Raw genomic sequence first — 24,698 nt, forward strand, 5'->3', positions numbered from 1 at the left:
GCGGAAGCTAAGAAGAATTTCTCATAAGGCTTATGCTGAAAAAAACTTATGCACTCTGTGAAATCCAGCACATTGTTCAGTTCGAAAGCCCCGTATTTATAGGCTCTATGGAGCTTTTTCGGGGTTTGAAAAGGTTCAACAAAATTTGCGACATAGGGCGGGAGAGGAGCGGTGGGGAGGGTGCGGTACAGATTTTAGAGCGACATTTTTTTGTCACTTGCAGTGTTCGAATCCGTATCGCGACTTTCGCGGGAGGGCTGTCCGGAGCCTGAATGCGTTTGATTGCATTCGGTTTTGCCTTCGGCAGAAACAGCAGGCCAGCGAGGGACGAGCGAGATGGGAAGGCCGGTGCGCAGGTTCGACTGAGCAGCAGTCAGCGAACCTTCAGGCGGGCGTTTCCCGTCGATGACCCGATAACGCCATAGCACTTTTCCGTGCAACCAGATGCCGATAGCGGTCGGCAGCGGAGGACGTGCTCATGGCTAGGTTAATCGGTGTCGTCAGTAAGGTAATCGGGCAGGTGGTAGCAGTAGCGGCGGATGGCAGCCGACGGGTTCTGGTAGAAGGCGATCGTCTGTTCGCAGGGGATCAACTGGTGACCGGCGCCGAGGGCGCGGTGGCCGTGCATCTGCAAAACGGCCAGGAACTGACCCTCGGGCGCGACAGCAGCCTGCAATTGACCCCGCAACTGTTGGCGCACCAGGCGCCCCATGTGCAGGCTCCGGAAGCCGTGACCCCCAGCGAGGCGCAGTTGACCGATGTCGAGCAACTGCAGAAAGCCATCGCTGCCGGCGCCGACCCGACGCAAACCGGCGAAGCCACCGCGGCCGGCCCCGGTGGTACGGGCGGTACCGCCGGCGCCCTGGGGGGCGGGCACACCTTTGTACTGCTTGAAGAAGTGGCGGGCCGGGTCGAGCCGGTCATTGGTTTCCCCACCGCGGGCTTCAATGGAATTCCCGAGTTCGTGCCTGAGCGGATAGCCGCGGTACCGCCCAGCGACGACGGCGATATCGCGCTGCCGCCCCCAGCGAACAACCCGGTCACCCTGGGCGGCCTGTCGGTCGCCAATGGCGAGTTGACCTTCAGCGAAGCCAATCTGCCCCAAGGCTCGGCGAGCAATCCGGCGGCCCTGGTGCAGAACGGCACCTTCAGTGTTTCCGCGCCCGACGGCCTGCTCAACCTCAGTGTGGGCGGGATCGCCGTGGTCAGTGGCGGGGTGGCCGCGGGCTTCCCGCAGTCGATCACCACCGCCCTGGGCAACACCCTGACCATCATCGGTTTCGATCCTGCCACGGGGACGATCAGCTATAGCTACACCCTGGTCGGCAACGAAATCCATTCCGCCGCCGACGGTGCCAACAACCTGAGCGAACACTTCACCGTGCTGGCCAGTGACAGCAATGGCGATTCGGCGAGCAACTCGCTGGATATCAACATCACCGACGATGTGCCCCAGGCGTTCAACGACAGCAATGGCGTCGCTTCGGAAAGCCTGCCGACCCTGAGCGGCAACGTCCTGACCAATGATCTGCAGGGTGCCGACCGAGTCCCCGGTGGCCCGGTGGGCGCCGGCACCTTCAATGGCACCTACGGCACCCTGGTGCTGGCCACCGACGGTACCTATACCTACACCCTGCACACCGGCGATCCGGCGTTCCTCGCCCTCCAGGGCGGAGGCAGCGGTACCGAGACCTTTGCCTACACCATCACCGATGCCGACGGCGACAGCAGCACCGCCAACCTGGTGCTGCAGGTACACAACAACGACGACCCGGTGGTGATTCGCGGCTTCAACCTCGAAGGCGCCGAGGTCACGGTCTACGAGAAGCACCTGGCGGACGGCAGCAGCCCGGATGCGGGCGCGCTGACCCAGAGCGGCACCTTCAGCATCTCGGCGCTCGACGGCCTGCAAAACCTGATGGTCGGGGGGCTCTCCCTGGTCAGCGGCGGAGTGGCCGCGGGCTTCCCACAATCGATCAGCACCGCCCTGGGCAATACCCTGACCATCACTGGCTACGACCCCAGCACTGGGGTGGTCAGCTATAGCTACACCCTGGTCGTCAATGACGCGCACCCGAATGGCAATGGCAACAACGCACTGGGTGAGAGTTTCACGGTGGCCGTCACGGACGTCGACGGCAGCACTGCCAGCGGCTTGCTGGATATCAATGTGGTCGATGACGTGCCGACGGCGGTCGACGACAGCAATGGTGTCGCCTCGGAAAGCCAGCTGACCCTGACCGGCAATGTACTGACCAACGACATACAGGGCGCTGACCGGGTGCCCAGCGGACCCATCACCGCCGGTACTTTCAACGGTACCTACGGCACCCTGGTGCTGGCCGCCGACGGTACTTACACCTACACCCTGCATACCAGCGATCCGGCGTTCCTCGCGCTTCAGGGCGGCGGCAGCGGCACCGAGACCTTTGCCTACACCCTGACCGATGCCGACGGCGACAGCAGCACCGCCAACCTGGTGTTGCAGGTGCACAACAACGACGACCCGGTGGTGATTCAAGGCCTCAATATCGAAGGCGGCGAAATTACGGTCTATGAGAAGCACCTGGCGGACGGCAGCAGCCCGGATGCGGGCGCGCTGACCCAGAGCGGCAGCTTTACCCTGACTGCACTGGACGGCATGCAGACCCTGACCGTGGGCGGGATCAACGTGGTGACTGGCGGGGTGGCCGCGGGCTTCCCGCAATCGGTGACCACCGCCTTGGGCAATACCCTGACCATCACCGGCTACAACGCGGCTACCGGGGTGATCAGCTACAGCTACACCCTGGTGGACAACGAGGATCACCCAACCGCCAATGGCGCCAACAGCCTCAGCGAACACTTCAATGTGGTGGCGACCGATGTCGATGGCAGCACCGCCAGCGGTTCGCTGGATGTGAACGTGGTGGACGACCTGCCGACGGCGGTCGACGACAGCAATGGCGTCGCCTCGGAAAGCCAACTGACCCTGAGCGGCAATGTGCTGAGCAACGACGTGCAAGGCGCCGACCGCGTACCGACGGGGCCAGTGACCGCAGGCACCTTTGCCGGCACTTACGGCACCCTGGTGCTGGCAGCCGACGGCTCCTACACCTACACCCTCAACACTGCGGACGCCGACTTCAAGGCGCTGCCCGGCAATGGCAGCGGCACGGAAACCTTCGCCTATACCATTACCGACGCCGATGGCGATTCCAGCACCGCCAACCTGGTGCTGGACATCCATAACGATGATGACTGCGTGACCCTGCACTGCCTGGATATCCCGGGCGGCGAACTGAGGGTCTACGAGAAGCACCTCAGCGACGGCACCAGCCCCAATGCCCCGGCCTTGACCCAGAGCGGCTTCTTCGTCGTCAGCGCGCCGGACGGCTTGCAAACCCTGACCGTGGGCGGGATCAATGTGGTGACCGGTGGAGTGGCCGCGGGCTTCCCGCAATCGATGATGACCGCCTTGGGCAACATCCTGACCATCACCGGTTACGACGCCAGCAGCGGGGGCGTCAGCTACAGCTACACCCTGCTCGACAATGAAAACCACCCGACGGGCCAGGGGGCCAACAGCATCGCCGAGCATTTCACTGTGTTCGCCAGCGATAGCGACGGCAGCAGTGCTTCCGGGGTGCTCGATGTGACTATCGTCGATGACCTGCCGACCGCGAATCCTGATGTGGCGATGGCCGATCAGGGCACGACCATCAGCGGTAACGTGCTGGGTAATGATATTGGTGGCGCCGATGGTCCGGCAGCCACGGGCGCGGTGGTCGGCGTGCGCGCCGGCAGCGATACCTCGACCTCGGCCATTGGCGGCTTGAACACCACCATCAACGGCCTGTATGGCACGCTGACCCTGGACGCCTTCGGCAACGCGACCTATCACAGCTACCCGAACTCGGTCACCGCTCCCGATTCGGAGGATGTGTTCGTCTACACCGTGCGTGACGCGGACGGCGATGAAAGCACCACCACCATCACCATCCAGATCTGCGGCAACCAGCTCAGGGCGGTCACTGACCAGGATGTCACTGTCTTCGAAAAGGCCCTGGACCTGAGCAAGGACGGCCAGGACCTGGCGGCCGGTACGGTGATCGGCAGTGACCCGGGCAACACCGGCGAAACCGCCGCCGGCACCCTGGTCGGTTCGGTCACCGGCGGCAGCGGCACTATCACCTACACCCTGGTCGGCAGCGCCACCGGCACTTACGGGCAGATCCTGCTCAACCCCGACGGCACCTACCGCTACACCCTGACCTCGGCGCCGAAAACCCAGCCCAATGCCAACGACGGCCCCAACGTGCTGAGCGAAAGCTTCACCTACAGGGCCACCGACGCGGTGGGCAATACCACCACCAGCACCATCCAGATCGACATCGTCGATGATGTGCCCAAGGCGGTCGCCAGCGAGCGGACGGTCACCGCGCTGGAAGTCGATTCCAACCTGCTGCTGGTGATCGATGTGTCCGGCAGCATGGTCGATCCGTCCGGGGTGTCGGGCCTGTCGCGCCTGGACCTGGCCAAGCAGGCGATCAGTGCCTTACTCGACAAGTACGACGACATGGGCGATGTGAAGGTGCAGATCGTCACCTTCAGCAGCAGCGCCACGGACAAGACGCCGATCTGGGTCGATGTGGCGACGGCCAAGTCGATCATCGCCTCACTGACCGCGGGCGGCGGCACCAACTACGATGCGGCCGTGGCCGCGGCGAAGCTGGCGTTTGTCACCAGTGGCCAGATCAGTGGCGCGCAGAACGTCGGTTATTTCTTCTCCGACGGCAAGCCCACCGATGGCCAGGAGATCGGCACCGCTGACGAGACCGCCTGGAAAGCCTTCCTCGACGCCAACGGCATCAAGAACTATGCAATCGGCCTGGGCAGCGGCGTCAGCAACAGCAACCTCGACCCGCTGGCCTATGACGGCAGTACCCACATCGATACCAATGCCGTGGTGGTCACCGACCTGAACCAGCTCGACTCGGTGCTGGCCGGTACGGTGCAGGGCACTCCGGTCACCGGCAGCCTGCTCGGCGAAGGTGGCTCGTTCGGCGCCGATGGCGGTTTCATCAAGACCCTGGTGGTCGATGGCACCACCTACACCTATGACCCCAACGGCAATGGCAACCAGGGCTCGCTGAGCTTCAGCGGCGGGGTCAACCACGGCACCTTCAACACCCTGGACAACAGCCTCAGCATCGCCACCGACAACGGCGGCACGCTGGTGGTGAAACTCGACACGGGCGATTACACCTACAGCTCGCAGAAAATCACCAGCGTGCTGCTGACCGAGACAGTCGGCTTCACCGCCAGCGACAACGACGGCGACCTCGCCAGCTCGACCCTGGTGATCAAGGTCAACCCGAACGCGGCGCCGGTGGCGGGCGATGACCACATCATCACCAACATTCTGTCGGGCACTCTTGTGGTGCCGGCCGATGCCCTGCTGGCCAACGACAGCGACGCCAACGGCGATCCGCTGACGGCCGCGCCGACCACGTTCAATACCGGGTGGTTGTCCCCAGGGGCGGACTTTACCGCCGGCAGCCTGCAGACCATCGGCTTCACCGGAGGGTCCAACCAGACCCTGACCGTCGCCCGGGCTTCGTTCAATGCCAATACTGTGGCCATGACAGCCGCGGTGGTGATCAGCGGCTTCCTGGGCAACATCAACAACGGCAATGGCAACAACGACGAGGATGTGATCAGCGTCAACCTGAAACAGGGCGAGACCCTGAACCTGGATCACAACCTGACGGCGGGCCGAGTGGGCATGGAGTACGCCTTCAATGGCGGGGCCTACACCTCGATCGCCGACGGCGGCTCGTTCACCGCGGGGGCGGACGGCACCTACCAGATCCATATCATCAACCTGACCAACCCCAGCGGCGGCAACGCCAACGGTTCGGAAAACTACCAGCTGACCATGACGGTCAACTACGCCGGCGGCCAGGACTCCACGGCGGATTACCACGGCACCTACACCGCCAGCGACAGCCATGGCGGCAGCGACAGCTCGGCGGTGAGCATCAGCTATCAGGACGGCCATACCCTGACCGGCACCGCTGGCGACGATGTGCTGCTGGCCGGCAGCGGCGACAACCTGATCAATGCCGGCGACGGCAACGACGTGCTTATCGCCGGCAGCGGCAACAACACCCTGCACGGCGACGCTGGCAATGACCTGCTGTTCGGTGGGCCGGGCAACGACCTGCTCGACGGCGGCACGGGCAACGACACCGCCAGCTACGCCCATGCCAGTGCCGGGGTCACGGTAGACCTCTCGCTGCTTGGTGCGCAGAACACCGGCGGCGCCGGTAGCGACATCCTGACCGCCATCGAAAACCTGGTGGGTTCCAACTACAACGACAGCCTGACCGGCGACAACAACGCCAACATCATCGCCGGCGGCCTGGGCAACGATGTGCTCAACGGCGGTGGCGGCGACGACCTGTTGATCGGCGGGCTGGGCAACAACAGCCTGACCGGTGGCAGCGGCAGCGACACCTTCCAGTGGCAGCAGGGTAACAGCGGGCACGACCTGGTCACCGACTTCACGCCGGGCATCGACAAGCTCGACCTGTCGCAACTGCTGCAAGGCGAGAACGCCAGCAGCGCATCGCTGGATGACTACCTGCAATTCACGGTCACCGGCAGTGGTCCGTCCCTGGTCACCAGCATCGATGTCAGCGCGGCGGCGGGGGCCACGCCGAGCCAGACCATCGACCTGGCCGGGGTCAACCTGGCGGCGCATTACGGGGTGACGCCGGGTGCGGGCGGGGTGATCGCGGGTGGCGCGGATACCGCGACCATCATCAACGGCATGCTCAACGACCATTCGTTGAAGGTCGATAACGTCTGAGGCCCGGCGGGCCCGGNGCGCCGGGGCTGTGGGGGGAAGGGGTTACATCGGTTCCGGTGGGCCGATCAGCCGCCCCATGACCCCGAACAGGCCCAGGGCCTTGAGGGTGTCCAGTTCGCCCTGGGTCTCGACCCGTTCGGCGATCAGCGGCAGGTCGATGCTGTGGGTGGCGCGAAACACGGCCTCGATGAACAGCTGTTTGTCGCTTTGCCGGTCGATGTCGCGGATGTAGCAGCCATCGACTTTCAGGTAGGCCAGGCCGAGGTGGGCGAGGTTGCCGATCTGGCTGAAGTTGCCGCCGAAATGCTGCAGGCCGATCCGGTAGCCGCTGCCCTGCAGGCGCTGGCTCAATTGCTGCAACTCGCTGGCCGAGGGCAGCTGGCGTTCGTCGATCTCCAGGGTCAAGAGTTTGGCCAGGTCGGGCAGGGCCTTGAGCTGGGTGAGGATCCGCTGCAAGGCGTCGGGGTCGCGCAGGGTGCTGCCGGACAAGCTCAGGGCCAGCGGCCAGGCATGCTCGACCAGATAGTCCAGGGTGTGTTCGAGCATGGCCAGGTCGAAGCGCGCCGACCAGCCGAGGCGCTCGATCCATGGCAGGAAATGCCCGGCGGCGACGGCTTCGCCCTGGGGGTCGAGCAAACGCGCCAGCACCTTGTGATGCAGCACCTGGCTGGTGTCGGCGCACTGCACCACCGGCTGGAAATACAACTTCAACTTGCCGTTATTCAGGGCGTCGTCGATCCAGGCGCGCCAGTCATGCTGCGGCTGGCTGGGGCCGACGGTGAAGTCCTGCAGCAACGCCCAGGGGCGCTCGGGGTGCTGCTGGGCCTGCGCCAGCGCCTGGTCCAGGCGCAACCAGACGCCGCTCAGCGGGTCGCCGGGCCGGTAGGCGACTGTGCCCAGGTGCGCCACCGGCGTGCAGTCGCTGGCCCCGGTCAGGCGCAGGTTCTCCAGGGTGGCGCTGATTTCCATCGCCAGGCGCTCGGCGCCGCGCCTGTCCAGGCCCGGTGTCAGCAGGCTGAATTCGCCGCCGCGATTGCGTGCCGCCAGCCAGTGGCGCCGGTCGTTCTGGGCGCTGATGCGCTTGAGCAGGTCGCCGATGCTTTTGATCAGGGCGTCGGTGCGCTGGCCACCCAGGCGCTGGTTCAGGCCACTGAGGTCATTGACCCGCAGCATCAGCAGGTAACCATCGCCACTGTGCTCGTTGAGCAGCAACTGATCGCCGAGCTGTTCGTCCAGCAGGCGCCGGTTGGCCAGGCCGGTCAGGCTGTCCTGATAGGACTCGGCGCGCAGTTTTTCGCTGCGCGCGGCCTCTTCGGCGAACAGGGTCTTGAGTTTCTCCACCATCTGGTTCATGGCCAGGACCACCCGCTTGAGTTCGGGGGTGCGCGGCACTCTCGGCAGGCTGATGAACTCACGATGGCTGATGGCTTTGGCCTGCCTGACCATGGCATCCAGCGGCCGCAACTGGCGCCGCAGCAGCCAGCCGCCGAACACCGCGCTGAGCAGCCCGCAGACCAGCAGCCAGACCAGGCCGCCGAGGCTACTGCCCCAGAGCCTGGCCAGGGCGAACTGCGGGTTGCTCAGCACCTCCACCCGCGCCACCTGTTCCCAGCCGCGCATGACCAGAGCGTCGCCGCCTTGCGGGTGCAGGTTCACCAGCCTGACGAACCACTGGGGTACGCCCTCGACGTTGGCGGGCACCGAACGCTCCACCAGGATGCTTTCGTCTTCGATGTTCACCACCCGGATGCTGTTGTAGTAGCCGCTGTCGAAGATCGAGCTGACCATCAGCTCCATCATCGCCGGGTCGTCGACCTGGCTGGTCAGGGACAGGCCCAGGGCGGTGGCCGCATCCTGGGCGTGGGAGCGCAGTTGGCTGAGCATCTGCTCGCGGGAGCTTTCCAGGCTGACAAAAAAACTGCCGCTGAAGGCCACCAGCAGGAACAGGCAGATGGCGAGAAACAGTTGCTTGAGTAGCGACATTCGGCACTCCTTGTCGGATCAGCCATTACCCACGGTGAAGCCCTCGTCCCGCATCTTTTTCAACACGTCCTGCCAGCGCGAGAGTTTTTTCGGATCGATGCTGCGCGTATCGCCAGCCGCTCCGGGCAGGTACAGCCCCTCGGCATTGAAGGCGTATACCGGGTTCGGGTCCTGGCGTTGGGCGGCGGAACGAATGTCGCTGCTGAGGTTGTCCAGTATCAGCGGTCCGGCGCTGGGGCTGGAGTAATAGGCCAGAACCATGTGCGGCCGGTTGCCGCGTCTGGCCTTGACGTAGGTGAGGCGCAGTTTGTCGCTGGAGACCCCCAGGCTGCGCAGGCTGAAATACTTGGCCAGCGCATAGTCCTCGCAATCCCCGGCGCCTTTGACCAGGGCCTCGATCGGCGTGGCCCAATAGTCGCTCTGCTGCCAGGTGCGCTGGTCCTCCTTGAAGCTCAGGTGCTGGTTGAAGAAGCGGTTGATGGCGTTCAGTTGTTCGTATTCCGGTTGCCCGGTCACGTCCTGCAGTAACTGGTTCCAGGCCTCGAGACGTTCCCGGGCCGGGCCCAGGACCTGATGGCGGTGCTCGAAGGTGCTCAGGACAGAAACGAACTCCCAGTTCGCCCGGACATTGCCCGGGTCGGTCCACAAACAGACCAGCAACAGCGACCAGCCGGCCAGCCGAAGCCGGAGCAGTGTCCAGTCGGGGTGGCGCGAACTTGCGGACATGGCGGGCTGCTCGAATGCAGGTTTCTGAAGTCTAGGCGGTATTTTTCGCGAGCATGGGCAGCTGGTCGGGTTGCCACGAACGGAGGAGGGAGGCGCGCAGGGGCCGGGATCAAGGCTTGTGCAGGGTCTTCTGGCGCAGGATGTAAATGGTCACCAGCACCGCGCTGGTCAGCATGAAGCCGCGGGCCCAGGGCAGGGGCACCAGGTAGCAGGACAGGCCGATGCTCAGCCACATCAGGCCGATGGCGTAGACCTTGCCTTTGAGCGGGATGCCGTGGCCGTCCAGGTAATCGCGGATCCACGGGCCGAGCCGCGGATGGTCCACCAGCCACTGATAGAAGCGCGGCGAACTGCGGGCAAAACAGGCGGCGGCCAGCAGCAGGAAAGGGGTAGTGGGCAATACCGGGAGGAAGATGCCGGTCACCCCCAGCACTACGCTCAGCCAGCCGATGGCCAGCAGAACGTAACGCAGGATCAGGGGGCGGTTGCCTATGGGCTTGGCCATAGGCAACGACTCAGTGGTGACGAGGCTTGAGAATGGCCGGTTTTTCGTCCGGCGCGTTGCACAGCAGGTACAGCGCGGTCAGGGCTTCCGGGATCTGCACGATCATGTCGTCCATCAGGTTGGCATCGCTGGCGATGTCGGAGAACTCGGGTTGTTCGTCGAACAGACCGGAGCCGACCATGATCGGCAGGAGCATCTCGCTGACTTCTTCCTCGGCGGTTTCGAACCAGGCCGCTTCGCGCAGGAACACGCCTTCCATGAAGCCGATGCACCAGCCGCGCAGGTCGGAGTCGTCAGGCTCGTCGCCGAGGTCGAGGTCGCACGGCAGCTCGAACTCTTCGTCGGAGGCCAGTTGGCGGGCGATGTGGGCCTTGAGGGCAATCAGGGTGGATTCGATCTCTTCGCGCTGGGCAGCGTCGCTGTAGTGCGGCTCCTCGGCGAACAGGGCGTCGATCCACTCACGGTCGGGAACGCTTTCGGAACAGATGGACAGCGCGGTCAGGTAGCCGTGGGCGGCCACGTAGTCCAGCGCCTCGTCATGCAGCTCATCGGCGTCGAGGAAGGCTTGCAGGCGGGTTAATTGCTCAGCGAAGGACATTGAAGGACTACCTTGGGAATAAACGATGCTGAATTCTAGGCCTTCTTGAGCGCTCAGGCCAGCCGCAGCGCAGATTTGCGCGCTTCTAAAGGTTACCAGCGGTCCATTGTCGGCACCCTTCGCCGCCAAGTGCTCGGGTATACTTGCGCGTTTTGTGATGCCCGGCAGGCGTCGTAACGGTCCAGGAAAAGTCCGCTAACGGATTTGTCAGTGAAAACCGTGGCCTTTTCGGCCAGCCTGCGCACAGGGATTTCAGCGATTTTTGGAGTTTTTCATGCTCGAACAGGCTCAACGCGTCCTCAAGGACATCTTCGGCTACGACAGTTTCCGTGGCCGCCAAGGTGCGATCATTGAGCGCGTGGCCAGTGGCGGCGACGCCCTGGTGCTGATGCCTACCGGCGGCGGCAAGTCGTTGTGCTTCCAGGTTCCGGCCCTGCTGCGCGACGGCCTGGCGGTGGTGGTCTCGCCGCTGATCGCGCTGATGGACGATCAGGTCGCGACCCTGGAGGAACTCGGGGTCGCCGCGGCGGCGCTGAACTCCACTCTGAGCGCCGAGCAGCAGCGCGACCTGGCCGCGCGCATCCGGCGGGGCGAAGTGAAGATGCTGTACCTGGCGCCGGAGCGCCTGGTGCAGCCGCGGATGCTGGCGTTCCTGCAGAACCTCGACATCGCCCTGTTCGCCATCGACGAGGCGCATTGCGTGTCCCAGTGGGGGCATGACTTCCGTCCGGAATACCTGCAACTGGGCCAACTGGCGGAAATGTTCCCCCAGGTGCCGCGCATCGCCCTGACCGCCACCGCCGACAAGCGGACCCGCGAGGAAATCGTCAATCGCCTGCACCTGCAGAACGCCGAGCGTTTCCTCTCCAGTTTCGACCGTCCGAACATCTTCTATCGCATCGTTCCCAAGGAGCAGCCGCGCAAGCAACTGCTGGCGTTCCTCAGCGAACGGCGCAGCGATGCGGGCATCGTCTATTGCCTGTCGCGCAAGAAGGTCGACGAAGTTTCGGCCTTTCTCTGCGAGCAGGGCTTCCCGGCGCTGCCCTATCACGCCGGCTTGCCCAGCGAACTGCGCGCCTATCACCAGAAGCGCTTCCTCAACGAGGAAGGGCTGATCATGGTCGCGACCATCGCTTTCGGCATGGGCATCGACAAACCCAACGTGCGCTTCGTGGCGCACCTGGACCTGCCCAAGTCCCTCGAGGCCTATTACCAGGAAACCGGGCGTGCCGGGCGTGATGGCTTGCCTGCCGATGCCTGGATGGCCTACGGCCTGCAGGACGTGCTGATGCTCAAGCAGATGCTGCAGAACTCCGAGGGCGACGAGCGCCACAAGCGCCTGGAGCAGCACAAGCTCGACGCCATGCTGGCGTTGTGCGAGGAAACCCGCTGCCGGCGCCAGACCCTGCTGGCCTATTTCGACGAAGACATGCCGCAGCCATGCGGCCATTGCGACAACTGCGTCGATGGCGTGCAGACCTGGGATGCCACCGAGCCGGCGCGCCAGGCGCTGTCGGCGATCTACCGCACCGGCCAGCGTTATGGCGTCGGTCACCTGGTGGACGTGCTGCTGGGCAAGGACACGGAAAAAGTCCGCAGCTTCGGCCATCAGCATCTTTCCGTATTCGGCGTGGGTAAGGCCCGTAGTGAAGGCGAATGGCGCTCGCTGTTCCGCCAACTGGTGGCCCGCGGCCTGGCCGACATCGATCTGGAAGGCTACGGCGGCCTGCGTCTGAGCGACAGCTGCCGACCGCTGCTCAAGGGCGAGGTGACCCTGGAGCTGCGCCGCGACATAAAGCCGCAGACTGCCGCCAAGAGCAGCACCAGCCAGGCCAGCCAACTGGTACGTGGCGAAGAGCGCGAACAGTGGGAAGCCTTGCGCGCCCTGCGACGCAAACTGGCGGAAGAACATGGTGTGCCGCCCTATGTCATTTTCCCCGACTCCACCCTGCTGGAAATGCTCCGCAGCCAGCCTGGCTCCCTGGCGGAAATGGCCCGGGTCAGTGGCGTTGGCGCGCGCAAGCTGGAGCGTTACGGCGAGGCGTTCCTCGAAGTGCTGGGCGGTCAGGCGGAGGCGCCGAAAGTGGTGGCCGACATCCGCCACGAGCTGATTACCCTGGCCCGCGCCGGCATGACGCCGCTGCAGATCGCCGGGCAATTGCAGTGCTCGGAAAAGAACGTTTACACAATGCTCGCCGAGGCCGTGGGCAAGCAGCAGTTGTCCCTGGAGCAGGCGCTGGACCTGCCGGAAGACCTGCTCGGCGAGATCCAGGACGCCTTCCTCGACGGCGAAGGCGAACTGCCCTCGGTGAGCGAAGTGGCCGAGTTGTTTGCCGGTCGCGTGCCGGAAGGCGTGCTGTATTGCGTGCGTGCGGCACTGGAGTCGGAATTCGAGATGTGAGTTGTCCGGCGGCAAGATGTAACGATTCAGTTCATGCCAAACCTTGCCACTCGGCAACTGTCATGCTTAGCTGACTAATAATTAGTTTCTCTTAATTTTCAGTCTACTAACTCATGAGTTGTTTATGCCGTTAACCGATCAACACCGTTTTGGCATGCAGTTGGCGCAGATGTCCCGAGGCTGGCGCGCCGAACTGGATCGCCGTCTGGCCGGACTTGGCCTGTCCCAGGCCCGCTGGCTGGTGCTGCTGCACCTCGCCCGTTTCGATGAAGCTCCGACCCAGCGTGAACTTGCCCAGAGTGTCGGCGTCGAAGGACCGACCCTGGCGCGGCTGCTCGACAGCCTGGAAACCCAGGGCCTGGTGCAACGGCAGTCGGTGGTCGAGGATCGCCGGGCGAAGAAGATCGTTCTGTGCGCCCCGGCGCTGCCCCTGATCGAACAGATCGAAACCATCGCCACGGCCTTGCGCAGTGAATTGTTCGTCGGTGTCGATGAAGAGGATATGCGGGTATGCATGCGGGTTCACGCGCATATCCTGGCCAATCTGGAAAAGTCTTGAGGCATAACTGACGCCGCGGATTTTTGAGCTACCGACCCCGGCGGACTATAAGAAATACCAGGTCCACAGCGGCATGCGCAGCCAGCGTATCGCCGCTGTGGTCGCTTTCGGTCCTCAAAAAAGGGTGCTCATGTTCCAGAGTCTGCTGGCCGCTCTGCGCGGTTTCGTCGGGTCATCTTGTCTAGGGAAGAATCGTCCCTTGTTCCTGCTGCCGATGTTGGCGACCTTGTATTCGTCCCTGGCCTCGGCGGTGGGCCTGGGCGAAATCACCGTGCATTCGGCGCTGAACCAGCCATTGGAAGCGGAGATCGCCCTGGTGCAGGCGCAGGGTCTGGAGGAGGGCGAGTTGGCGGTCAGCCTGGCGACCGCCGGCGAGTTCAAGCAGGCCGGTGTCGAGCGCTTGCCGTTTCTTGAAGACTTGCGTTTTACCCCGATCCTGCAGGGTGAACGCAGGGTGATCCGGGTGGTGTCGAGCAAGCCGGTGAACGAGCCGTTCCTGGATTTCCTGTTGCAGGTGAACCAGGCCAATGGCCGGCAGTTGCGCGAATACACGCTGCTGATAGATCCCCCCGGAAGCCCCGAGATAGTTCCGGCCCCGGCCAGGGAGATGGCGAAACCTGAACCGGCGATTGCCACCCAGGCTCCCCTTGTGGCGGCTAAGGCGACCGACCCTGTGGCCGGACAGTTGGCGCAAGCCCTGCAGGCCAACCAGCAATTGCAGAACCAGGCTCAAGAGTTGCAGAACACATTGCAGCAACGGGACGAACAACTGGCGCGCCAGCAGCAACAGCTGGTGGAGCTGCAACGTCAGTTGGCCGAAGTCCGGAGCAAGCCTGCTGATAATCCTGCCCCGGTTTCCGCACCTGCGACACCTACCGCCGTCAGCCCACCCCCGCCAGCCGAACAGGCGCCAGAGGCCGAAGGCTCGAATCCCTGGCTGATGCTTGCCGCCTTGCTGCTGACGGCCTTGCTGGTGGTGCTGGTCATGCGTCGCCGCCGTCAGTTCGCAGCCGTAGCGGAAGTACAGATACCCTCCGAGAACCGGCCCACGCGAACGCTGGCCAGTGCCGTGACGACGGTTGCTGCCCAGGAGTCGTTCAGATCAACGTCCCCAGTTACACCGGTACAGCCCTCGCCCGTGACAGGGGATCGGCTTGCCAATCGCGAACCGTCGATCGATGTCGACTGGGACCTGATCGCACCCTCCGAGCCCTCCAGCACGCCGCCGTCTCCTGCCGCCACACCGACGCCCTTCGACGCCGACTCGATCGTCTGGCGCCTGGAGGAATCCGGCGAGCCGGGCTCCAGCACCAAGTCTGAGTCGGACACCGAGACTCAGAACGTCTGGCCCAAGTTGAGGTAGACCGCTTTCTGGTTGTCGTCGTTGATGCCATAACTGAAGTTCAGCGGCCCCAGTGGCGTGTCGAAACCGAGGAAGATGCTGGCGGCATTGATATAGCCACTGTCGAACTCGTTGTCGTTGTTCCAGGCACGCCCTCGCTCCAGGGAGCCGCCGATATACAGCGGGAAATCCAGGGGCAGGTAGGAGCGGGGTGTCAGCCGCCGGTAGTAGACGCCCCGCATCAGGCTGATGTTCTGGCCCGAGAGGGCGTCCTGGCGGAAGCCCGACAGCTGGCGGGCGCCACCCAGCACGAAGCTTGAGGTCACCACTTCGGCCTCATCCAGGGTCCGGCCATACCGACCGCCGAGGATAAAGGTGTTCGGGCCGCTGCTCAGGGCCTTGTCCAGTTTGAACTCCCACTGCCGGTAACGCTTGTCCGAGCCCAGGCTGGGTTCGAACTGGCGCAGCGACAGGCCGATGTCTTCGCCCGCGTGGGGGAAGTAGACATTGTCCAGGGAATCGAACGAATAGCGCAGTTCGTAGTAGCCCTCGTTGAAGCTTTCGCTGGGCAGGTCCTGGTCGCCGACGCGCACATCGGCCTTGCCCCAGGCCTCACCGACGCCGAAACGGATCTCGCCGCTGTTGCCGATCTGGCGCCCGATATTGAGGCCCAGGCCATAGCGCTCCAGGCGGTATTCGGCGATCGGGTCGTTATCCAGCACGGCTTCGATGTTCTGCGATTCGATGCCGATGAAAGGCGCGATGAAGTAGCGCGAGCCGACATCCAGCGGCTGATAGAACTCGCTGTAGAGCTCCTGCTGGTCGCCGATCTGTACCCGGGTCAGCCATTCGGCACCGAGGCTGTTGATGCCGTTGACCCGGTAGCTGGCGCCCAGGTTGAAGGCGCTGTCGCCGCGCATGTCGTCGGACAGGTTCAGCCCCAGGCGCAGGTAATCGGTGCCGCTGCGTTTGCCCCGGGCGTTGATCACCAGGGTGTGGTCATTGCCTTTGTGGACCACCCGGTATTGCACCTGCTCGAAGTAGTCCAGGCCATACAGCGTGCCCATGTCGGTCTGCAGCCGGCCCAGGTCCAGAGGCTCACCGATATGCTGGCGGATGTAGTAGCGGATCACGTCGTCGCTGACTTTCGAATCGTTCTCCACCCGGATTGCGGTGATGATCGGGTTGCGCTGGCTGGGCGTGCGCGCGGCGCTGAGTCCGGCATCCATGGGTTCGGCCTGGCGCAGCGGCGCCAGGCGTGCGTCGAGGACGCGGGTGGCGCGGTAGCCGGCGTCGATCATTTCCTGGGCGCGGCCGAAGTCGGTGACCCCGAAGCTGGCCAGGGGCGGCTGGATCAGCACGTCATTCTTGTGCAGGGTCGCCAGTTGTTCTTCGGAGTTGCGCCGGGTCATCAGGGTGATCGACTGGTTGAGCACATCGACCACGGTCGCCAACTGCTGGCGCGAACGCAGCGGGGTGCCGATGTCGACCACTATGGCGATGTCCACGCCCATGTCGCGGGCCACATCCAGCGGAATATTGTCGGTCATGCCGCCGTCCACCAGCAGCCGGCCATCCATTTCCACTGGGGCGAACACCGCCGGGATCGACATGCTGGCGCGAATCACCCGGGGCAGGTGGCCCTTGCGAAACACCACTTTCTCGCCGCTGGCGATGTCCGTGGCGACCGCGCGGAAGGGGATCGGCAGCTTGTCGAAATCCCGGGTATCGCTGGCGTGGGCGAGCATGCTTTCCAGGAGCAGGGCCAGGTTCTGGCCCTGGATGACCCCCAGCGGCAGGCCGAGGCTGCCGTCGTCGCGGAAGCTGAGTTTCTGTTTCACCAGGAAGTCGCGGTCGTCCTGCTTGCGACGGAAGGGTATGTCTTCCCGGGGCGGGGCGTCGGACAGCGCCTGTTGCCAGTCGATGCTCAGGGCCAGTTTTTCCAGCTCGTCGATCTTGTAGCCCGAGGCGTACAACCCGCCAATCACCGCGCCCATGCTGGTGCCGGCAATCGCATCGATCTTCACGCCTTGCTCTTCCAGGGCCTTGAGCACGCCGATATGCGCCAGGCCACGGGCGGCACCGCCGGACAACACCAGGCCGATCTTCGGCCGTGGCGCCTCGGCGGCGTGCAGGAACACGGGGAGCAAACACAGGATCAGGCAAGACAGCAAACGACGCATCATGGATCTCGGGGAGAGCGATAAAGGCGGCTATTATAACGACGCCCTTGAGCCCAGGAGTCGGCAGCACCATGTCAGAACGTAAACCCGAAGTGGTCATCACCTATTGCACCCAGTGCCAGTGGCTGCTGCGCGCCGCCTGGTTGGCCCAGGAACTGCTGAGCACCTTCAGCGACGACCTGGGCAAGGTGTCCCTGGAACCGGCCACCGGCGGCACCTTCCGCATTACCTGCGACGGCGTGCAGATCTGGGAGCGCAAGGCCGATGGCGGTTTCCCTGAAGCCAAGGCGCTCAAGCAGCGGGTGCGCGACCAGATCGACCCGCAGCGCGACCTCGGCCACAACGACCGCACTCAGTGAGAAGCGGCTTCCGCCGTTACCGCTTTTTTGCTTGAACCGGACAGGCTGCTGGACACCACTATGGCGAAGATGATCAAGACGCCGCCGATCAGCATGCGCAGCGTCGGCGTTTCGCTGAACAGCAGCCAGGCCACAGTAATTCCGTAGACCGGCTCCAGGGCGAACACCACTGCCGCGGTGCGCGCCTTGATCACCGCGAGGCTGGCGACGAACAGGCTGTGGGCCAGGCCGGTGCAGAAGATGCCGAGCAGGCTGATCCACAACCAGTCGAGGGCGCGCACCTCGCTCAGCCCTGGGGCCGCCACCGGCAGCAGGCACAAGGCGACCACTACGTTCTGGCACAGCGCTGCCTGTACCGCCGGAATGCGCGCGGAGCTGGCGCGGTTGTTCAGTGACAGCAAGGCGAACAGCAAGCCAGATCCCACCGCCCAGAGCAGCCCGCTGGTGGCTTGGCTGGCGAGGTCGAAATCCGGCGTGACCAGCACCAGGCCGACGCTGACCAGGGCCACCAGGACGATTTCGTTGAGGCGAATGCGCTCACGGAAAATCAGCCCCTCGAGGATCACCGTGAAGGCCGGGAAGCTGGCGAAACCCAGGGTGGCAATGGCCACGCCCGCGACTTTCACCGCGATGAAGAAACTCACCCAGTGCCCGGCCAGCAACAGGCCACTGAGCAGCAGGCGCCACCAGTCCGTGGCCTGCAGCCGTTGCCAGCGGATGCTGCTGGCGCAGCGGGCGAAGAACGCCAGGGCGAGCACCGCGAACGCCGCGCGACCAAAGACGATGATGGCCGGCGAAGCAGCGGCGAGTTTGCCGAATACACCGGTGAGGCCGAACATCAATGCGCCGATATGCAGGGCGCCAAGGGCAGTACGCGGAGTCATTTCAATCCTTCAAAACAGTTGAGCGGAGCGGTGCCAGTCTAAAAGCCAGGGCAGGACCCGGTCTGTCGCGATCCTCGCGTTTTTTGTCGACAGCCTAGCGCTAGCCTGTGGTGCGCCGCAGCTTGCCGGGGGAGACACCGAACTCGCGCAGCACCGCCGCGGCGAAGGCGCTCTGGGAGCTGTAGCCGACGCGGCTGGCGATTTCGCCGATGGGCAATGCCGAGTCGCGCAACAGGCCGGCGGCCATGTGCAGGCGCCGGCTGCGGATGTAGTCCATCGGCGTCTGCCCGCATTCGGCGATAAACCGCGCATGCAGGCGAGCGCTGGACAGCCCGGCGATCCGCGCCAGGTCGGCCACCTGCAGCGGGTGGGCGGCGTGTTGGTCGATATGGGCATTCAAGGCGGTGTAGGGCAGGCGTCGACCGCCGACGCTGGCGGGGCTGGCCTGGTTGAGGCTGGCCAGCAACAGCACGGCGCCTTGCTGGGCAATCAGCGGGTCGTTGACCGGGCTGCCGGCCAGCCAGTTGACCAGTTGGCTCTGCGCCGCATCCAGGGGCAGGCGTCCGGCGTTGTCGAGCAGGCGGCGACTGGCATCGGCGTGATCGCCCAGCGACTGCACCAGCCAATGTTCGTCGGGCACATCGAGCACCAGGCAGCGACTGCCGTTGGGGCTGCCGCAGGCGTGATGGGCGCCGGAGGGCACCACCACGAAGCTCTGCTGGACCACCTGGCTGCCCTGGCCGTCGACCTCGAAGTCGAGCTGGCCCGACAGGCCGAACACCAGTTGCGCGTGTTCGTGGCTGTGGACGATCAGGTCGTGGCTGTATTGGCGTAGCGTGAGGATCGGTCTCATCGCAGTCTCCTTGGCAGAACGGCAGTCTACACCGGCGGCCCGGGGTTCAGCGCTGTCATCGGACTGCCGTATTTTTGTCACAGGCGATTAATCGCCCGGGTGCAAGCTCGCAGAAAATGCAGGAGTGTGCCCATGACCAGTGCCGAACTCGCCAGACCCAGCCGTAAACAACGCGTGCGCACCTTGTGGATTTCCGATGTGCATCTGGGCACCCGGGACTGCCAGGCGGAGCATCTGTCGCAGTTCCTCAAGGGCTATCACGCCGACCGGATCTACCTGGTCGGCGACATCATCGACGGCTGGAAGCTGCGCGGCGGCATGTACTGGCCCCAGGCACACACCAATGTCATCCGCCGCCTGCTGACCATGAGCAAGCGCGGCACCGAGGTGATTTATGTCACCGGCAACCACGACGAATTCCTGCGCCGCTATTCGAAGCTGATCCTGGGCAATATCCAGTTGGTGGACGAGGCAGTGCACGTCACCGCCGACGGCCGGCACCTGCTGGTGATCCATGGCGACCAGTTCGATGTCATCACCCGCTACCACCGCTGGCTGGCCTTTCTCGGCGACTCGGCCTATGAGTTCACCCTGACCCTTAACCGCTGGCTGAATCACTGGCGGGCGCGCTACGGCTACGGTTACTGGTCGTTGTCGGCCTACCTCAAGCACAAGGTCAAGACCGCGGTCAGCTTCATCAGCGACTTCGAGGAAGCCATCGCTCACGAATGCGTGAAGCGCGAGCTGCACGGCGTGGTGTGCGGGCACATTCACCATGCCGAGATCCGCAAGGTCGGCGAAGTGGACTACCTCAACTGCGGGGATTGGGTCGAGTCCTGCACCGCCCTGATCGAGCACTGGGACGGCACCATCGAGCTGTATCGCCTGGCCGATGCCCAGGCGCGGGAAGCGCAGCGCAAGGCCGAATCGGCGAAGGTGGCGGAGCTGGCTTGAGGCTTTGGTTGCCTGATCTGAGGTTATCGCGGGCAAGTCGGATCGCCGCCCGCTCGCTCCTACAGGGTACGCGGTATTTGTAGGAGCGAGGCTTGCCCGCGATGGCCTGCTCAGCAGGCCTCAGGCCGGCGCGTGTTCTTTCATGGCCGCCTTGTAGATCGAATTTTTCGGCTGGGCGAACAGGCGTTCGAGCATGGGTTCGAAAAAACTCAGGGGCAGGCTGTCGTAGCTCGGATCGAACGCCGCGGCGTCGTACTTGGCACAGAATTCGGCGGTCTGCAGATACAGCGGATGGTCCTTGAATTGCTCGCGCAGGTGCCGGTCCATGCCCAGGTGATGGAAGAAGTAGTAGCCCTGGAAGATCCCGTGCTTCTCCACCATCCACAGGTTCTCGGGGCTGACGAAGGGCTTGAGGATCGCCGCAGCGATGTCCGGGTGGTTGTAGGAGCCCAGGGTGTCGCCGATGTCGTGGAGCAGGGCGCAGACCACGTATTCCTCATCGCGGCCGTCATGCCAGGCGCGGCTGGCGGTTTGCAGCGAGTGGGTCAGGCGGTCCACCGGGAAGCCGCCAAAATCGCCCTCGAGCAGCTTCAGGTGCGCCACGATGCGCGCTGGCAATTGCTTGGCGTAGGCGCTGAAATCCGCGGCGATGATCGCCCAGTCTTCCTGGGTGCCATCCTTCATGTGGGTGAAACGGGCGTGAGCGTTCATCGGCAATCCTCTTGTTGTTTTTTTGCGCAACGACTGGAGTCTATGCCTTGGATCCAATCCTGCACTGGCTGCGCGGGACGGCTTGCTGTCCGGCCAGGCCTAGAACGGCACCTTGCCGGTCAGCATGTCGCGGTACATGACGAAGTCGCCCACAAGGCTGTAGAGCGGATGCTGGAAGGTGGCCGGGCGGTTCTTCTCGAAGAAGAAATGACCGACCCAGGCGAAGCTGTAGCCGGCCACCGGCAGGGCCAGCAGCAACAGCCAGGCGCCTTTGCCGATGGCGAAGGCGAGGATGAAGATCACCAGGGTCGTGCCAACGAAGTGCAGGCGGCGGCAGGTGCTGTTGCTGTGTTCGCTCAGGTAATAGGGATAGAACTCGGCGAAGCTGTTGAATTGCTTGATGTTATCCACGACTGCGATCTCTGTGGTTGTTGTTCTGTCAGCGGGATGCTCTGCGGGGAGCTTATTTGAGTCTAGAGTCATCAATGGCTGGGGCCAGTGACAATAGGCGCCACTTTAGTATCCTTGGGAAATCGGCCGTGGCATGCGGCTCATCATGTAAAAGAACCCACCATGAGCGAACGAACGACTTCTGCAAGCTGGGCGATGGGAATTGTCAAAGCTCTGGAGATGGACGGCCTGGATTGCCGTGCATTGTTCAAGCAGATCGGGCTCGACTATGCCGCGTTGGACGACCCGGACGCACGCTTTCCCCAGGACTCGATGACGCGTCTCTGGCAGCGTGCGGTGGAGCAGTCCGGCAACCCGGCGATCGGCCTGAACATGGGCAAGGTGGTGCGACCGGCCTCCTTCAACGTGGCCGGGTATGCCCTGATGTCCAGTCGTACCCTGTCCGAGGGGTTCCAGCGTTTGGTGCGCTATCAGCGGATCATCGCGGAAAGCGCTGATCTGAGTTTCCGACTTTTACCTGAAGGTTATGCGCTGATTCTGACGGTGCACGGCGATCATCTGCCACCGACCCGGCAAAGTACCGAAGCCTCGCTGGCCTGTGCGCTGGCGCTGTGTGGCTGGTTGACCGGGCGTACGCTGCAGCCGCGCCAGGTCTTGATGCAGGGGGCTGTGCCGGTCGATCTGGAGCCCTACAAGCAGGCGTTTCATGCGCCGCTGGTGTTCAACGCGCCTTACGATGCACTGATTTTCGAGCGTGCCGATATGGAGGCGCCGTTGCCGACCGCCAATGAGGCCATGGCGTTGCTGCATGACCGCTTCGCCGGTGAGTACCTGGCGCGGTTCTCCGAAAGCCGGGTGACCCACAAGGCACGCCAGGCGCTGTGCCGGTTGTTGCCCCAGGGCGAGCCGAAGCGCGAGGCCGTGGCCCAGACCCTGCACCTGTCCCAGCGCACCTTGCAACGGCGTTTGCAGGAGGAGGGCACCAGTTTCCAGACCCTGCTCGACGACACCCGTCGCGAGCTGGCCGAGCAGTACCTGGCGCAGCCGAGCATGACCCTGCTGGAGATTGCCTATCTGTTGGGATTTGCCGACCCGAGCAACTTTTTCCGAGCTTTCCGCCGCTGGTTCGATGCCACGCCCGGCGAATACCGGGCGCGGCTGCAGGAGTCCGGGGTCGCGGTCAGTGACGCCAGAATGCCGGAATACACAACACGAATACGGTGATGATCTCCAACCGGCCAAGCAGCATGCCCAGGGACAGAATCCACTTGGCGGCGTCCGGCAGGGTGGCGAAGTTGCCGGCCGGGCCGATGGTTTCGCCCAGGCCCGGACCCACCCCCGACACCGTACTGGCCGCGCCGGTCAGGGCGGTCATCCAGTCCACCCCCAGCAGCGACAGCGCCAGGGCGATCACGCAGATGGTGATGGCGAAGAAGAACGAGAAGGTCAGGATCGAACGGACGATTTCCTCGTCGAGGCGGTGACCGTTGTACTTCTGCTTGATCACCGCGCGCGGGTGGATCAGCTGGTTCAAGTTGGCCTTGAGCAGGATATAGGCGACCTGGAAGCGGAAAATCTTGATCCCGCCGGCGGTCGAGCCGGAACAACCACCGACGAAGCCCAGGTAAAAGAACAGCATCAGCGAGAAGTTGCCCCACAGGCTGTAGTCGCCCAGGGCGAAACCGGTGGTGGTGACCACCGAGGTGACGTTCAGCGCGACGTGACGCAGGGCTTCCAGCCAATGCAGCTGGGTGGTCCACCAGTACCAGGTGCCGAGCACCAGCCAGGTCACCAGCAGCATGCCGAGCAAGCCCTGGACCTGCTGGTCCTTGATCAGCGCCCGGCGGTTGCCGCGCAGGGTGGCGACGTAGAGGGTGAACGGCAGGCTGCCGAGGATCATCACCACCACCGCTACCCAGTGCACCGCCGGTTGCGGCCAGTGCGCCAGCGAGGCGTCGGAGGTGGAGAAACCACCGGTGGAAATCGCCGACATCGCATGGTTGATCGCGTCGAACAGGCTCATCCCGGCCCACCAGAAGGCCAGGCTGCCGAGAATGGTAATGCCGACATAGGCCGCCACGATCAGTCGCGCCACCATGTGCGAACGCGGCATGACCTTTTCCGAGCGGTCCGAGGATTCGGTCTGGAACAGGCGCATGCCACCGATGCGCAGCAGCGGCAGGATCGCCACCGCCATGCCGATGAAGCCGATGCCGCCGAGCCAGTGCAGCAGGGAGCGCCACATCAGGATGCCCGGCGACATGCTGTCCAGGCCGCTGAGTACGGTGGCGCCGGTGGCGGTGATGCCGGACATGCTTTCAAAGAAGGAGTCGGTGTAGCTGATGTGCTGGGTCAGCAAAAACGGCAGGGCGGCGAAGATACACACCACCAGCCAGCTGGACACCGTCAGCAGGTACATGTCCCGCGGCCGCAGGTGCACGTGTTCCGGGCGTCCCGGGATCACCAGGGCCAGGCCGGCGACGAAGGTGATCATGCTGGCCCAGAGGAACGATGGCAGGTCGCCTGTGCGCTCGAACAGCACCAGCGTCGCCATCGGAATGACCATGGCGATGGCCAGGGTGATCAGGAAAATGCCGATGATGAAACCAATGATCCGTAGGGTCGGCAACGCCATGAGGTCCGCTCGGGGCTGATAAGGAGGGCGCCATTCTACCTGCGGTGCGGAGCATGTAAACCGGCACCCGGAAGGCACTTATCGGTAGAATGGCCGGACATTTTTTTCAGGAGGTGGCCGATGGAGGCTCTCGACGCATTGCTCAACCGTGTTTCCGTACCGCGTCTGGTGGACCCGGCGCCGACGGCGGCGCAACGCGAAGCGCTGTTCGCAGCGGCATTGCGCGCCCCGGATCACGGCCAGTTGCGGCCTTGGCGCTTTCTGACGGTGGAAGGCGCGGCCCGTGAACAGCTGGGCGAGCTGCTGGTGGAAGCGGTGCAATTGCAGGGTGGCGAAGTGACCCAGGCCGCCCTGGACAAGGCCCGCGCCATGCCGCTGCGCGCGCCGTTGGTGGTGGTCGTGGTGGCCCGTCTGCAGGAGCACGTCAAGGTGCCGAAGTCGGAGCAACGGCTGGCGGCCGGCTGTGCCGCCCACGGCATTCTGCTGGCGGCCTACGCCCAGGGTGTCGGTGCGGTGTGGCGTACCGGCGAGCTGTCCTATTCGCCCCATGTGGCCAAGGGCCTTGGCCTGGGCGAAGGTGAAGAAATCATCGCCTTCCTGTACCTGGGCACGCCGCTGAACGAGCCACGGGTCGCGCCCAAGGTGGATACGACGGAGTTCGTCAGTGCCTGGTCGGGCAAGGCCTGATCCTAGAGTTGTGGTGTAGCGGATAGACAATCGCGGGCAAGTCGGATCGCC

The 24,698-nt window shown here is 64.0% G+C and carries 18 protein-coding genes; 8 read left to right on the plus strand and 10 right to left on the minus strand.

Annotation, left to right across the window (positions count from 1 at the left end):
* The first annotated feature begins 478 nt into the window (after window positions 1–478).
* Window positions 479–6,856, plus strand: coding sequence for a retention module-containing protein (locus tag ACTJKT_RS22220; RefSeq protein ID WP_440788594.1), 6,378 nt, complete (start codon window positions 479–481; stop codon window positions 6,854–6,856).
* A gap of 42 nt (window positions 6,857–6,898) precedes the next feature.
* Here the strand turns inward: ACTJKT_RS22220 and lapD are convergent, their stop codons facing one another.
* The 4 genes from lapD to ACTJKT_RS22240 form a co-directional block, all read right to left on the minus strand.
* Window positions 6,899–8,839, minus strand: a complete 1,941-nt coding sequence (lapD, locus tag ACTJKT_RS22225; protein ID WP_440788595.1) for a cyclic di-GMP receptor LapD — start codon at window positions 8,837–8,839, stop codon at window positions 6,899–6,901.
* An 18-nt stretch (window positions 8,840–8,857) separates the two neighbouring features.
* Window positions 8,858–9,565: a transglutaminase-like cysteine peptidase gene (locus tag ACTJKT_RS22230; RefSeq protein WP_440788596.1), complete on the minus strand. Its 708-nt coding sequence runs from the start codon at window positions 9,563–9,565 to the stop codon at window positions 8,858–8,860.
* Between the two features lie 109 nt (window positions 9,566–9,674).
* On the minus strand, window positions 9,675–10,070 hold the full coding sequence (locus ACTJKT_RS22235; RefSeq protein ID WP_097302473.1) for a YbaN family protein: 396 nt from the start codon (window positions 10,068–10,070) through the stop codon (window positions 9,675–9,677).
* 10 nt (window positions 10,071–10,080) lie between these two features.
* Window positions 10,081–10,668: a UPF0149 family protein gene (locus ACTJKT_RS22240; RefSeq protein WP_007929756.1), complete on the minus strand. Its 588-nt coding sequence runs from the start codon at window positions 10,666–10,668 to the stop codon at window positions 10,081–10,083.
* Between the two features lie 274 nt (window positions 10,669–10,942).
* Between ACTJKT_RS22240 and recQ the strand changes: the two genes are divergently transcribed.
* From recQ to ACTJKT_RS22255, 3 genes are all read left to right on the plus strand, one after another.
* Window positions 10,943–13,069 carry a DNA helicase RecQ gene (gene recQ, locus ACTJKT_RS22245; protein WP_440788597.1) on the plus strand — a complete coding sequence of 709 codons (2,127 nt, stop codon included), beginning with the start codon at window positions 10,943–10,945 and terminating at the stop codon, window positions 13,067–13,069.
* Window positions 13,070–13,193: 124 nt separating this feature from the next.
* On the plus strand, window positions 13,194–13,628 hold the full coding sequence (locus ACTJKT_RS22250) for a MarR family transcriptional regulator (protein ID WP_007929752.1): 435 nt from the start codon (window positions 13,194–13,196) through the stop codon (window positions 13,626–13,628).
* A 130-nt stretch (window positions 13,629–13,758) separates the two neighbouring features.
* The gene (locus ACTJKT_RS22255) at window positions 13,759–14,991 is read left to right on the plus strand and encodes a type IV pilus assembly protein FimV (RefSeq protein WP_440788598.1); all 1,233 of its coding nucleotides are present in this window, start codon (window positions 13,759–13,761) and stop codon (window positions 14,989–14,991) included.
* On the opposite strand, the gene ACTJKT_RS22260 is transcribed toward ACTJKT_RS22255, so the two are convergent.
* Window positions 14,964–17,153 carry a patatin-like phospholipase family protein gene (locus tag ACTJKT_RS22260; protein WP_440788613.1) on the minus strand — a complete coding sequence of 730 codons (2,190 nt, stop codon included), beginning with the start codon at window positions 17,151–17,153 and terminating at the stop codon, window positions 14,964–14,966. The two genes, ACTJKT_RS22255 and ACTJKT_RS22260, sit on opposite strands and share 28 nt — an antisense overlap.
* 71 nt (window positions 17,154–17,224) lie before the next feature.
* Here ACTJKT_RS22260 and ACTJKT_RS22265 point away from each other — a divergent pair, with 71 nt between their 5' ends.
* Window positions 17,225–17,512: a SelT/SelW/SelH family protein gene (locus ACTJKT_RS22265; RefSeq protein WP_440788599.1), complete on the plus strand. Its 288-nt coding sequence runs from the start codon at window positions 17,225–17,227 to the stop codon at window positions 17,510–17,512.
* Here ACTJKT_RS22265 and ACTJKT_RS22270 read toward each other — a convergent pair.
* Together ACTJKT_RS22270 and ACTJKT_RS22275 are read right to left on the minus strand one after the other, a co-directional pair.
* On the minus strand, window positions 17,506–18,396 hold the full coding sequence (locus ACTJKT_RS22270; protein WP_440788600.1) for a DMT family transporter: 891 nt from the start codon (window positions 18,394–18,396) through the stop codon (window positions 17,506–17,508). The genes ACTJKT_RS22265 and ACTJKT_RS22270 overlap by 7 nt on opposite strands.
* A 100-nt stretch (window positions 18,397–18,496) precedes the next feature.
* Window positions 18,497–19,249: an AraC family transcriptional regulator gene (locus ACTJKT_RS22275; protein ID WP_440788601.1), complete on the minus strand. Its 753-nt coding sequence runs from the start codon at window positions 19,247–19,249 to the stop codon at window positions 18,497–18,499.
* Window positions 19,250–19,381: 132 nt separating this feature from the next.
* Here ACTJKT_RS22275 and ACTJKT_RS22280 point away from each other — a divergent pair, with 132 nt between their 5' ends.
* Complete coding sequence (locus ACTJKT_RS22280) at window positions 19,382–20,203, plus strand: UDP-2,3-diacylglucosamine diphosphatase (protein WP_097302480.1); 822 nt, start codon at window positions 19,382–19,384, stop codon at window positions 20,201–20,203.
* A 120-nt stretch (window positions 20,204–20,323) separates the two neighbouring features.
* On the opposite strand, the gene ACTJKT_RS22285 is transcribed toward ACTJKT_RS22280, so the two are convergent.
* Window positions 20,324–20,914, minus strand: a complete 591-nt coding sequence (locus tag ACTJKT_RS22285) for an HD domain-containing protein (protein WP_025805146.1) — start codon at window positions 20,912–20,914, stop codon at window positions 20,324–20,326.
* 99 nt (window positions 20,915–21,013) lie between these two features.
* Complete coding sequence (locus ACTJKT_RS22290; RefSeq protein WP_025805147.1) at window positions 21,014–21,325, minus strand: DUF962 domain-containing protein; 312 nt, start codon at window positions 21,323–21,325, stop codon at window positions 21,014–21,016.
* Between the two features lie 162 nt (window positions 21,326–21,487).
* On the opposite strand from ACTJKT_RS22290, the gene ACTJKT_RS22295 reads away from it, so the two are divergent.
* Window positions 21,488–22,549 carry an AraC family transcriptional regulator gene (locus ACTJKT_RS22295; RefSeq protein ID WP_440788602.1) on the plus strand — a complete coding sequence of 354 codons (1,062 nt, stop codon included), beginning with the start codon at window positions 21,488–21,490 and terminating at the stop codon, window positions 22,547–22,549.
* Here the strand turns inward: ACTJKT_RS22295 and ACTJKT_RS22300 are convergent.
* Window positions 22,506–23,960, minus strand: a complete 1,455-nt coding sequence (locus tag ACTJKT_RS22300; RefSeq protein ID WP_440788603.1) for a TrkH family potassium uptake protein — start codon at window positions 23,958–23,960, stop codon at window positions 22,506–22,508. The genes ACTJKT_RS22295 and ACTJKT_RS22300 overlap by 44 nt on opposite strands.
* Before the next feature lie 120 nt (window positions 23,961–24,080).
* On the opposite strand from ACTJKT_RS22300, the gene ACTJKT_RS22305 reads away from it, so the two are divergent.
* Entirely contained in the window at window positions 24,081–24,647 is a 567-nt protein-coding gene (locus tag ACTJKT_RS22305; protein WP_440788604.1) for a nitroreductase family protein, read from the plus strand.
* The last annotated feature ends 51 nt before the right edge of the window (window positions 24,648–24,698 follow it).

It is taken from the genome of Pseudomonas sp. 22526 (assembly GCF_052044735.1).
GTDB lineage: Bacteria > Pseudomonadota > Gammaproteobacteria > Pseudomonadales > Pseudomonadaceae > Aquipseudomonas > Aquipseudomonas piscium.